The sequence below is a fragment of the Paenibacillus sp. BJ-4 genome (assembly GCF_020404765.1).
In the GTDB taxonomy this organism is placed as follows: domain Bacteria; phylum Bacillota; class Bacilli; order Paenibacillales; family Paenibacillaceae; genus Paenibacillus.
The window spans coordinates 1-12,268 of record NZ_JAIVEM010000030.1; the positions used below are offsets into that span (position 1 = coordinate 1).

Genomic DNA, 12,268 nt, shown 5'->3' on the forward strand with positions numbered 1-12,268 from the left:
CAAACTCTCCAATAAAGACCAACCGAAGTTGGTTATAGAAAGAGCGATTAGCTCATGTTGAAACTGACGAGATAAAATATCTCATTGTTGATTTTGCGAACAAAAACATTACTCACTCGTTGTTCAGTTTTCAAAGATCAAACATTTCCGACCATTTATTCGACCGGATTAATATCTTATCATATTTTAGTCGCCCATGCTACTTGTAAATAATACCACATGAGATGATTCTCTATTTGTTGAAGTCAAGTAACTATTTAATTAAGCCAATCTTACGGCCGGACTAATAATATATCAATTTGATCCGATAAAGTCTAGCTGTAAATAATACCAGGTTGTTCAAACTTAAAAAATCTTTGATCTTTTTTCAACCGTTTTGGTCAACACTTTATTGGCTGGATTAGCACTTTAACACGTACAGCAAATAAATTCTACATGGAATTTGTTCCTTTTTTCGTTTTCTATGAAGAAATAATCGGACTCTGTACAAGTCCAATCATTGGTGTTCTTTCAGCTTTATCGCCTTCGTAATGGCTGACGAAGATGGATTTGATGCAGGCTTTGCGAGATGATTAGTGTGGGTCCATTATCACATATGAAAAAAATTTAAGGGCGTCCTAATGGACACCCTTAAATTCCATAATCCATTACTTTGAAAGCTTCTTGCCTAGACAAAACTTCAAGGCCACATATGTTCTTATCCCCCGACAATATTTATAGTGCAGCTGCATGCCGAAAAGAGAAACGGCACTTTAATTTTAGTGTTGAAGGTTACTAGGCATTTGCGGCTGAACCGGAGTAGGAGCATAACCATTTTGCATTTGCTGCATGTCCTGCTGGGCAAGCTGCGGCACTTGATAAAAACCATGCTTATTTTGGTAAATCGAGATCTCATAAGCCATCTCAATACAATTTGGTAAAGAATCTGCAAGTACGCGGCGTACTACTGGATTTGTTGTTTCCATTGCTGCTGTTGTTTTCATTACAGCCCCCGCTTTTACTGCATTTAGCATACTAAGGGATATGGTTTGATCAGAAATCTCACTTGCAGATTGCATAGGCTTTTTCGGTTGACTTGGTTTCATGCCGTAAGTAAAATCATTACCTTGACTCATTTTATAGCTTTGTGTCGGTTTTGCAGGATCTTGCCCAGTTTTAAAGCATTCCAATGTGATGTTATATTCATCAGCCATAAATTGCTTCTGACGTTGCAATATATCCCGAAGCTCTGGGTCCTTTACGTGTTCACTCAGCATGGTATACATATCCATTGTATTGATTGATCCTGCCAATACTTCGTGGACATCAAACATCTCATGTCCGCCATGGTTCAGTTGTGGTGGAACAATACCTGTTTCAATGTTTTGATGGTTTTTCAGCTGCATCTTGTATTACCTCCTATTGGTTTGGTTTTAATTATCAGTTTAGGGGGTTCCTTTAGTTCCTTAACTCTTTTACACATTGACTTGACATTGTAAAGAAGCTGCAAGAGATGGCTCCATGTTTCGCTCTCTGGGGTTATTATTAATTTTATGAATCCAAGATATTCAGAATAAATTTTATTATTTCAATTTTGACGTTTAAAAACCTGTTGAATACCACCTGTCTCAAATTGATGTGGAATACGTCCCTTTTACAGTAATCCTTATTATATGCGCCGTGCATAGGCTAATGCATAACATTTAGGAGGGATTTAATTGTATACCTATGAACCAGATCGGAAAACGCAGCATCTAGCTTGGCATGAGACGCTAGAGATTCACGAATTAACGCCTTTCAGAGTAATCAGTTAACACATTTTAAAATGGTCGTGAGTGATGTAAAGAATCCAGAACAAAATTTAAAGGAGCTTCTTCATTATTATTCACTGGCGCCGGGTGGAATCAGAAATAGTGGAAATAAATTGGATGTGACTACGTTTTACACCGGACAGTTGTTGGGATTTGCCAAAACATCTGTTCGTAGTTATTCAATTGGGATCACTGAAACTGCATCTCCACAACTACGTGAAGTATTAAAAAAACAATTGAATAATGCCATCCAACTGCATGGTAAAGTGTTTTACTTTTTGCTGGAACGGGGACTTTATCCGTCCTATGATCTTTCCAAGCTCCTCAATAACGATATTTCCATGGCAAATAAAGCGATATCTCTATAATGTGATTAAGCCGATTCTTCCTTGCTTTTTCCATAATAAAAAGCCGCGGATCTTCACGTTACTAATCAGCGGCTTAAAAATTTATTATCAAAAGCAAACCTTAAGGAGATACTCAAAACAACCGTTCCCCAGTAGAATACCGAGAGACGGCTGCTGATTAAAAGATGTCCTTTTAGTTCTGTCTACTTAACATCACTTGCTTGTGGCTTCGTACAAACGCTGTAAAAGAGTAACTGCTTCAGCCCGTGTGACTAGCGCTTTTGGGCGAAGGTATCCTTTATCAGCGGTAAGGACGCCCATCTCGGTCAGGGTGTAGAATGCTTCTGCCTTTTGGTCCTGGAAATCGCCATAAGAGTCTGGTTGGTATAATCCGTCTGAACGGAAGCAATCATCTAATCGGCTAAACTTAAACTTATGTATAACCAAATCGCGTTCACTCGATGTAATCGTAATTTTTTTAAAACCTGTACAAGCGCGGGATTCTTGTGCAAGTTTTGTTTAATAATTTTCTCTTCGATACCAAAATCGAATTCTTTACCGAAGTCGCGTGGAAAGCGAAAGGGAATCGAGTCCTGATGGAATGAGCCGAAAGAGCAAAATTTTCACGTAGGCTGTAAAGAAACAGTAAAAAACACCCTGATCAAGGAATAAAAACAGTTGTCTTCCCGATCAGGGCGTTTCTAATGTGTACTATTAAGGTCATTGTCCCGTTCCTGGATCACCAGCCGATGGCTGCTCCATCGCAGCGGGGGTCCGTGCCGCCGATCCGGAAGCCGCTGTCATCGATCAAAATAGCATGCGCGTGCCCCATGGCTCCGGCAAAATCCTCAACCGGTTTTACGGCGTGCCCGGCCAGCTTCAAACGCCGCTGCACTTCTTTATTAATCCGTCCTTCCAGTCTCAGCTCCTGCGTTTCTTCTCCCCATGTTCGACCCCACACCCAGCGCGGTTCATGCACGGCGGTCTGTGGGTCCATACCGTAATCGACCATGCGGGTTAGCAGCGCGGTCTGCGTCTGCGGCTGGCCTTCGCCTCCCTGGGTGCCGTATAAAATATACGGCTTCCCATTGCGACAGGCCATCGCCGGCATCAGTGTATGAAACGTTCTTTTGTCCGGTTCAAGCCTGTTCACATGCGAAGAATCAAGGGAAAAGAAAGAGCCACGGTTCTGCAGCAGAATGCCAGTGTCTCCTCCTATCACGGCCGAGCCGAATTCAAAATACAGGCTTTGGATAAAGGAGACGGCATTGCCCTCTCCGTCTACTACAGCCGCATATGCCGTATCATTGCCTACTGGCTGGGTATCCATCGGCAGGGATCGTTCCATATCGATGCAGGCTGCCAAATCCGCGGTGTAGGACTTGGACAGCAGACGGTCCAGAGGGATAGAGGAAAATCGTGGGTCTGTCAAATACCGGTTGCGGTCACGGAAGCTCAGCTTCAGCGCCTCCACAAGCAGGTGATAGTACTCATAGGAACCATGCTCTATACTACCCAAATCAAACTGTTCGAGAATATGAAGCGCCATGATGCCGGTGAATCCCTGTGAGCTCGGCGGAATCTGGTAAAGGTCAAGACCACGATAGCTCCCTTTGAGCGACTCCACCCATTCACCTCTGTGTCTCGCAAAATCCTCCAGCGTCAGCAGACCGCCCTGCTCCGCAAGTGAGCGAACAATCTCCTGGCCAACACTGCCTGAATAAAATACGTCCCGGCCGTGGTCCGCAATCTGCAGCAGGCTTCTTCCCAAAGCAGACTGCACAAAGCGGCTGCCCTGCTCCGGGACCTTTCCTCCGGGCAGATAGATGGCGGCCGTCTGCGGATAAGCCGCCAGCACCTCGAAACGCTCGGCCGTATTGACATGCTGGTCCGGCGACAGCGGGAACCCTTTCAGCGCATAACGGATCGCGGGCTCAAGCACCTCTGCCAGCGTCTTCGAGCCGTATTCCTGCAATATGGCATCCCAGCCGTCCACCATGCCCGGCACGGTAATGACGCTACGGGGTCCCCGCTGTGGGATGGCGGATTCGCCCGCAAAGCAGGCAGCTGTAACCCGGCTGCCCGAACGTCCACTCGCGTTATATGCCCTGACTTTTCCCTCTCTGGTGCTATAGGTCAGCCAAAAGGAATCGCCTCCCAGTCCCGTCATATGTGGGTATACGACGGCAAGACAGGCGCTCACCGCCACGGCGGCATCAAAGGCGTTGCCTCCCTGCTCCAAAATACGCGATCCGGCCACGCTTGCCAAATAATGGGGGCTGACAACCATCGTCTGTGTTCCTGTAATCGGTGCAACCATTATGCCCCCACTTCCTCTCCCCTTTATAACTGACAAATCAATTCTGTTAGATGAACATTACTTTATACGGCCTTACGCATATGCCTGAGCTGCATGCAGAGCGGACTGCCAACCGCCGCAGGCATACACCCAACGGCTCATTTTTGTGCCTGACAGCAGCTGCGTCATATCAGCCGCATCCGTTACAACAAAGTTGCAGGCATGCCCTTCTTCTATTCCGTACCCTTCGCAGCCTGTAATATCAGCAGGTATATCCGTGATCATCCGCAGCAGCTGTACTAAATCCCGTTCACTGCCCATATGGGCCGCATACGATGTGATTTGGGCGATCTGTATCAGATCCCCGCGGCCGAACGGATGGAACGGGTCTTGAATATTGTCGGAGGCCGCCGCCAGCGGAATGCCTTCCGCAAGCAGATCGCGAATTCGTGTTGTGCCCCGTCTTACCAGGCCACGATCTTCCCGTCCCTGAAGATACAGGTTCACCGCAGGCAGCGTTACCGCGTTAAGACCGGATTCCTTCATCTTCGCCATCACATGCTGTGCATCCTTTTCCGTCATCGCGGACAACGAGCACAGATGATCTGCCGTCACCCTGCCCTGATAACCGCAACAAATCGTATGATCTGCTATGCTCAGCACGGTTCTTTTTCCGGGATGGTCACTTTCATCCGCATGCAGATCAATGGGTACCCCGAAACGTTCCGCCAACCGGAAAACCCTGCCAATCTCCCCTTCAGGGTCGTCTGCCAGATGGGGGGCTCCACCCAGTACATCAATCCCCATCCGCAGCGCTTCCTCGACCGCCTCATCCGCAGCTTCTTGATTGCCGCGAAACGGAACCATCAACGCATATTGGATCACCATACTGCCCTTTAGCTTCTCACGTACCTCCAAGGCTGCGTCAATTGTCCGAAAGGCCACCTCTCTCCCCAGATGAACAGGGAAGTCAAGGTGGCTCCTAATGGTCGTTGTCCCGTAGCTCAGTGCCATTCTGGCGGCCGTCAGCATGTGTTCCGCCACCTCCTCCTTGCTGAAGCTCTGTACGGCCTGGCTGTAATTATGAATGGCTTCCTGAAGCGTGCCGGATCGGTTTGGCACCTGCACGAGCGAAAAGGCTTTGTCCAGATGCATATGACAGTCGACCAATCCGGGAAGCATAATGCCACCTCGCAGATCGATGCAATCCACGTTCTCCAGCCGTTTCAAGTCCGATCCGGCCTGCTGCGGGGCAATCAGACGAGAAGCGCCGTTATCCTCCGTTTCAAGGAAATGGTCTTGCCGCCGGATGCTAACCCATTTTCCACCCTCCGCCTTTAGTTCGTACAGACAGGAGTCTTCCCGTTGCGGAAGGTGTACATTAATGAAATGTAGCCTTGTACTCATTGCGCGGTAGCCAGCGCTTGAAGCACGGCCAGATCCTCCTCATCCAGCTCGACGACAGGACCCGCTTTGATCATATCCGAGAACAATTCGTCCGGTACCATGGTCGTCAGACAGTACAGGCGTGTGCTGCCCGTGTTGATAATATCGTGATGGTTGCCCGGCGGAATAATAATGAATGAGCCTTGACGGATCAGAGTCTCATATTCGCTGCCAACTTTGGCAATCCCCTCCCCTTTAAGCACATAAAAATATTCATAAGCTTCCCGGTGTTCATTGGATGGAGTTCTGCCTCCCACCTCGAAGATCTCCACAAATGAAGTGAAAGGTACCTGCTCCCTGTCGCACAGCAGTATGAACTTGTTCGTATCCTTTATGGAAATTTTGTGGACGGGACAATTCTCAAAGTTACCAGCAACCAATCCTGGAATGTTCGCCATATACATTCAACCTCACTTTGATGGATTTGAATTTATGCCTCGCTTTTCATCTTTTCACCGGTAGCTTCAAACAAGATATGTCCTGTTCTGTACTGCGAACAGCCGTGGTGGCAATCTTCAGCCCTCCTGTTCCCGTGCTGTTCGTCTCGCCCCTGACACCATTCGGATGCCGGGCGAACAACGGGAAGGCGCTGCCTGTCAATTCAAGCCGGACATACGTGCCTGCCGGCAGGGTGGCCGCCAAGGGACGCAGCCGGATCCGTGCCGTTCTCCATTCATTGGAGGCTTCTGCTCCTTCACTGCAGATTTCCGTACGGCCCACGCTGAGCAGCCGGGCCGTTCCATTCTCGGATACGGTCGTCAGGACGGCCACTAGATCCGTCGGGCCTCCCAGTGTCTGGTACTGCACGGACAACTCCGGGCGCCCAAAAATCGGGATATCCTCTGCAAGCGGTCCTCCTGTATACACCAGAATCTCTTGCCGTTCCTGAATGGCAATGCGGTCGGACGGCAGATAAGAGTCCAGACGCATCGGCAGACGCGAGTCGTATACGAATACATCCGGCACAGCCGCCTCCACGTCTTCCTTACGCCTTTCGAGTCTTCCGCCTCCCGCAGCACCGTTTGCCGGGGTCTGTGACCCCGATAGATAGAACCATTCGGACGGAGAGGGTTCATCCTCAAGTACAGAAGGCAGCTGTTCCGCTGTATGCCATTCATGATTCAATTGGTCAAAATAACGGATCGGTAGTTCTCCAGACAATTCCGTGTCTTCCTTGCCCTTCAGCCAATAATCAAACCAGCGCAGCTGCTCCAGATGATGACCACCGTCCGCCTGCTCGCCATGATCGATTCCGCCCGCCTTGCGCCCCCATGGAATGTGGGCCCACGGGCCGACAATGAGCCGATGAAAGCAATCCGACGTGGCAGTAGCTTGCAGAGCCTCGAACGACTGCAGCGTGCCCATTAGAAAACCGTCATACCAGCCCCCAATATGCAAAGCCGGCACCGGCTCCGCGACGATCTCGTTGATCCAGTTCATCCGCTCCCAATATTCATCGTACGCTATATGATCGATCCAATCATAAAATGCGGGAAAGTATCGCTCCAGAATCGGATGTCTTTCATTCAGCGGCATTTTCCAGAGCATCTCCTCGGGGCTGCGCATAAACCGTGAGTATTGCTCGGCCGTCTCGAAGTCACCCGCCCTTTGCGCGGTGTCACGAGCCAGCTGGAAAGCCCACGGCAGATGATTGCCAAGTGCGAAGGAGCCATGCGGGTAAAATAAGCCGTGGTACATGTCTGCCGGGCACATGCTCGGGGCAATCGCCCTGAGCGCAGGCGGGTGAAGGGAAGCCGCAGCCCATTGTGTGAGCCCTTGATAAGAGAAACCGTACATGCCTACTTTCCCGGTCGAGCCGGGCAGACCTGCTGCCCATTCGATGGTATCAAACCCATCCTCTGCTTCCTGTACAAACGGATCAAATTCGCCTTCCGACTCTCCCCGTCCCCTGACATCCTGGATCACCACGATGTATCCCTTACTGGCATACCAGACGGGATGGGCATGCGTAACGGTAGAGGCAATCGACCGGCCGTAAGGCTGGCGCATCAGCAGCACAGGATATTCTCCCGTCTCGTCAGGCATGTATATATCTGAATACAACGTTATACCGTCACGCATCGTGCAAGGAACCTGGCAGCGGATGACCACATTTCCAAATTTCATGCGACTCGCTCCTTTGCTGTAGATACGGATTTACTATAAAAATCCGTATGGTACGCTAGCTGCTGCTGTGTGGGCCAATCCCCCGTCACCCGTTGATCAGACACCGCTGACAGCCGGACGCTTTAATTTCTCCTGATTCAGAATTCCCTTCGGGTCGTTGTGGTGTTTGATCTCCCACAAACGGTCGTGGGTGTATGATCGTCCGCCTTCCTTCAAATCCCAGGTATGCGGGTTATTGACTACAACCCCGTTTTCCTCGTAACGCTCCATCAGCTGATCCAGACGTTCCTCCGTTGTGAAGGGAACAAGCGGCAGGCCGGAGATCAGCAAGTTTCCGTTTTGCCGGGCAAATTCTATATGATTCATCACTTCCGGATATTCCTTTTTCATAGCCCAGATTTGCTCAATGGCACAGGCAGGATCAAAATTCAGCTGCAGATAGGTCAAGCCCGGGTCTGTCTTGCGCGCCCACAGGGTTGTATGGTTCCACGTAAAGTCGGATACACCGACGCCTTTATGATACTGATCGGCGGAGACCTTTTTAGACGTTTGCCCGTCGTTTTCCGCTATGGTACGCTCCAGTCGCGATTCACAGGCCGTATCCATTTCAAGTAGTACTGCGGTACGCCCTTCGGGAATATCGAGAGGTACAAAATAGGATGAAATCGGCCATTCATGAATAGAAATGAGCCTCTTTACAAGAGACGTATCTTCAGCAACCAACTGCCCGAAGCGAAAAGCTTGTTCAAAGCTGTCAAAGGTTACTGCCCACTGCATCCATTCCACCCGCGGGGCCAGATTGATTTCCACCTCAGACAGAATGCCGATTGTACCGTAGGTATGCAGGTAAGGCTGCACTTCTTCTCCTTGGAGCTCAATGGTACGGGGCTGAACCTCGACGGTCTTGATTTTCAGGGAACGTACCAGCCCGTCCCAGATGGTCCCCCAACTGATCGAACCGATGCCCCCAAAACCACCGCACAAAAAACCACCGATCGTCGCAGTTTGAAAGGTAGAGGGCATCGTTCGCAGCTCATAGCCCACCTTGCGGGCAGTAGATTCCATTTTGCCCAGCCTTGCTCCAGCCTGAACCCGCATTTTACCTTCTCCCGTTTCGAGCACCTTATTGTACTTGGCCAGATTCAGCACGATTCCGCCAGTGACCGGGACACATTGGCCATAGTTGCCGGTACCGTTACCCCGGACGGTAAGTGGAATCCCCAGTTCCGCAGCAATGGAGAGCAGAGAGTCAAGCTCCTCCTCGGTGCGAGGACTGGCGATGCACTCGGCAACCTTGCCCTGCAGCTGACTGGTCAGCACAGGAGAGAAGTGATGATAATCCATCGAATATTTGGCGATTGCTGGCTCCTCCCACTGCAGCAGCTCAGGTTCGATACGTTCTTTCAGAATGGCTGTCCAATGTTCACTCATTCAGTTCCCCTCCATATGTTTTCATTCAGCCTGCCTAAAGGTTCATCGACCTAAGAATGCGGCAGAAACTTATCCGTGAATACCTTGCTGACATCGGGCTCTGATTTCAATGCTCCAATCTCTGTTAGCTGCCGTCCGAGCTCCGTCCAGCGCTCCTCTGTCATATAACCAACACCGTGTTTCACCGCATCACCTTCATATACGAACGGGATAAGCGTTTTCGCCGCATAATTCAGCTTTTCTTTCGTAAAATCCGGGTTTTCCTTTAAAATGACATCATTCACGGTATCATAATTGGTCTTGTAATAATCCCAGCCCTTCATCGAAGCCTCGACATAAGCACGCACAATATCAGGATGATCCTGAATATACTTCTCTGTCGTAAACAGCACATTGGAATACGGGTTATAACCGGCATCCGCCAGTAGTAGGAAATTAATGTCCACATTCTGCTGCTTCATCTCGTACGGCTCACTAGTTACATATCCCTGAATGGCAACCTTTTCATCGGCTACAAAAGGAGCCAGAGAACCGGTATAAGCCATTTCCTTCACATTATCCAATTGGTATTTACTCTTCACAAAATCCCAGAACACCGAGCCTGTCCCCACGTAAACGGCGCGGTTGTTCAAATCGGCAAGGGAGGAAATGTTCTGGTTGGCATGAACCATAAGTCCCTGCGGGCTTTTCTGGAAAATCGTCGCAATCGCTACAAGGGGGATTCCTTCTTCACGGGCAACCAACAATTGATCCGCCGTAGCAAGTCCGAACTGCGCCTTTCCGGAAGCCACGATCTGTGTTGGAGACACCTGCGGCCCTCCTGCCTGGATGGTCATATCTAGACCAGCCTCTTTGTAATACCCCTGCTCCTTTGCCGCATACAGACCGCCGTGCTCCGCCTGTGCAAACCAGTTCGTCACCTGTGTGACTGCCGTGATTTCCCCGCTTCCCCCCGTGGAGCCCGATGTCTCGGCAGCGGCATTCTGAGAGGTTGGCTGATTGCCGCAAGCCGCCAGCAATGTTGATAAGGAAAGCATTGCTGCCAGTAAAACAGCAAATCCCTTTTGTCTGTACTTGTTCATCTCATTACCACTCCCCAAGGAAAATTACTGATGATTGTATTCTACATCCGCTACAGGATTACGAAGCGTCGTAAAGCCGCTGATTCTGCATTCGGCGACATCTCCGTGCTGAATCTGGACAGACCCCGGTGTGCCCGTCATGATCACATCGCCCGGATAGAGAGTCATCATCTGTGAAAAATACGAAACAATGAACCATGGATGATAAATCATGCGAGACACAGTATTGCTATGAATAACCTCACCGTTCAACACAGTTTCAACGGCGAGGCTCTGCAGATCGCTTATTTCGTCAGGTGTTATTAGCTGTGGTCCAAGACTGAAAAATGTATCGAATACCTTGGATCGCTGCAGGAATCTGGGATTCCTTGCGTGAATGTCCTGGCTTGTCATATCCAGTGTTGTGGCAAAGCCGGCGATGACGTCCCGCACGCGTTCTTCCGGCACATTTTTGCAGCTTCGACCGATAATAATGCCAAGCTCCGCTTCTGATGTCACATTCACAGCCTGAGTCGGCAGTCGAATATACTCTTCGGGCCCGATCAGGCTTGAGTCCGGCTTCATGAAGCAGACCGGCTCAAGCTCTGGAGGAGTGGATGCGAGATCGATCGCTTTCTGTACATAATTCATGCCAATTCCCCATACTTTGCGGGGGTGGCGGAAGAGAGGAGCACGTATGGCCACCTCCACAGGTATGAAAGGGATCGATGACCATGTTCTGTTCCCGTACCTCTGATACCACTGGACAAGCTCCTCTAGCTGACCCTGCTGCAATATTTCCATAATGGAGGTGCCCCATGCACTTCCTTCCGCCCTATTGATCTCCTCCAGAAGGAAGAATCGTTCTCCATGCTCAATCGCGGCCCGTTCACCATCGCCGTGTTTTAGACTGACGAGCTTCACGGGCGGCTTCCTGCCGGCTGCTGAACCGGTTCAGTCCCGCGAACATCGGTGATTTCAAAATCACACAGTTCCTCCAGCGCCTCCGACAGAATCGCCGAGATTCTGTCCTGAATGATTGTGCCTTTCTCAGGCGTGGCCGTCGTAGCATCCCCGGCAATGCCGGTAGCGGAGATATCAGCCATCTTCCAGGCGAAGCGGATTTTCCCTTCTAATGTAAGAAAGCGGTAAGAGGACATATCAGGAAGCTCTTTGACAAGGAGCTCCTTCTGCACCCAATCCGGTTTGATGGACATCACCAAAGAAGTCTCATAATCGCCGCCGTGAATACCGTATTCCAGTTCCTCGGAAGACAGGAGGTCCTCCGCCACATTCAGACTGCTGGGACTGAGATAGAAAACCATCATCCCTGTTCTAATCCGGATTTCCCGTGATACGGTATTCAGCAAATCCACGTTGCCGCCATGTGTATTAAACAACAGCAGCTTGCGAAAACCGCTGGTCTTCAGACTTTCTGCAATGTCCAGCATTATGGCATGCAGCGTGCTTGCAGACAAGGAAATGGTGCCCGGTAGCCCGATATGCTCATTGCTTTTACCATACGAGACTGGAGGCAGTAGCCAAATCTCCTTATCCGGCCGCACGCGCTCCAGCGTTTGTGTTAATGTCGCTTCCCCAATCAAAGTGTCCGTATATACAGGCAGATGGGGTCCATGCTGCTCCACAGCTCCGACCGGCAGAATAACCAGCGCCTTATCCTTCGGCAGTTCTTTGACCTGTTTGCTTGTCAGACGGGGCAAAAAGCGCTCCTCCCATGCTGTTCCTTCATATCGTTGAAACATAACT

General features: G+C 49.9%; 9 protein-coding genes and 2 pseudogenes. 1 reads left to right on the forward strand and 10 read right to left on the reverse strand.

The genetic code is table 11. The features are described 5' to 3' along the window. Window positions 1-758: 758 nt before the first annotated feature. Window positions 759-1,385: a spore coat protein gene (locus tag LCF57_RS06880; protein WP_226000041.1), complete on the reverse strand. Its 627-nt coding sequence runs from the start codon at window positions 1,383-1,385 to the stop codon at window positions 759-761. A 312-nt stretch (window positions 1,386-1,697) separates the two neighbouring features. On the opposite strand from LCF57_RS06880, the pseudogene LCF57_RS06885 reads away from it, so the two are divergent. Next, window positions 1,698-2,158, forward strand: a pseudogene (locus LCF57_RS06885) (spore coat protein). 192 nt (window positions 2,159-2,350) lie between these two features. Here LCF57_RS06885 and LCF57_RS27840 read toward each other — a convergent pair. The 9 genes and pseudogenes from LCF57_RS27840 to LCF57_RS06925 form a co-directional block, all read right to left on the reverse strand. Next, window positions 2,351-2,506, reverse strand: a pseudogene (locus tag LCF57_RS27840) (S-layer homology domain-containing protein); the annotation flags it as partial. 370 nt (window positions 2,507-2,876) lie between these two features. After that, complete coding sequence (gene ggt, locus LCF57_RS06890; protein WP_226000042.1) at window positions 2,877-4,457, reverse strand: gamma-glutamyltransferase; 1,581 nt, start codon at window positions 4,455-4,457, stop codon at window positions 2,877-2,879. A gap of 72 nt (window positions 4,458-4,529) precedes the next feature. Then, the gene (locus LCF57_RS06895) at window positions 4,530-5,843 is read right to left on the reverse strand and encodes an amidohydrolase family protein (RefSeq protein ID WP_226000043.1); all 1,314 of its coding nucleotides are present in this window, start codon (window positions 5,841-5,843) and stop codon (window positions 4,530-4,532) included. Continuing rightward, window positions 5,840-6,280: a cupin domain-containing protein gene (locus LCF57_RS06900; protein ID WP_226000044.1), complete on the reverse strand. Its 441-nt coding sequence runs from the start codon at window positions 6,278-6,280 to the stop codon at window positions 5,840-5,842. The genes LCF57_RS06895 and LCF57_RS06900 overlap by 4 nt, the downstream gene beginning before the upstream one ends. Window positions 6,281-6,326: 46 nt before the next feature. Further along, window positions 6,327-8,009, reverse strand: a complete 1,683-nt coding sequence (locus tag LCF57_RS06905) for a CocE/NonD family hydrolase (protein WP_226000045.1) — start codon at window positions 8,007-8,009, stop codon at window positions 6,327-6,329. A 96-nt stretch (window positions 8,010-8,105) separates the two neighbouring features. Further along, window positions 8,106-9,440, reverse strand: a complete 1,335-nt coding sequence (locus LCF57_RS06910; protein ID WP_226000046.1) for an FAD-binding oxidoreductase — start codon at window positions 9,438-9,440, stop codon at window positions 8,106-8,108. A 50-nt stretch (window positions 9,441-9,490) separates the two neighbouring features. Continuing rightward, complete coding sequence (locus LCF57_RS06915; protein ID WP_226000047.1) at window positions 9,491-10,522, reverse strand: ABC transporter substrate-binding protein; 1,032 nt, start codon at window positions 10,520-10,522, stop codon at window positions 9,491-9,493. Window positions 10,523-10,546: 24 nt separating this feature from the next. Then, the gene (locus LCF57_RS06920) at window positions 10,547-11,425 is read right to left on the reverse strand and encodes a fumarylacetoacetate hydrolase family protein (protein WP_226000048.1); all 879 of its coding nucleotides are present in this window, start codon (window positions 11,423-11,425) and stop codon (window positions 10,547-10,549) included. After that, on the reverse strand, window positions 11,422-12,264 hold the full coding sequence (locus tag LCF57_RS06925) for a creatininase family protein (protein WP_226000049.1): 843 nt from the start codon (window positions 12,262-12,264) through the stop codon (window positions 11,422-11,424). The genes LCF57_RS06920 and LCF57_RS06925 overlap by 4 nt, the downstream gene beginning before the upstream one ends. Window positions 12,265-12,268: the final 4 nt, after the last annotated feature.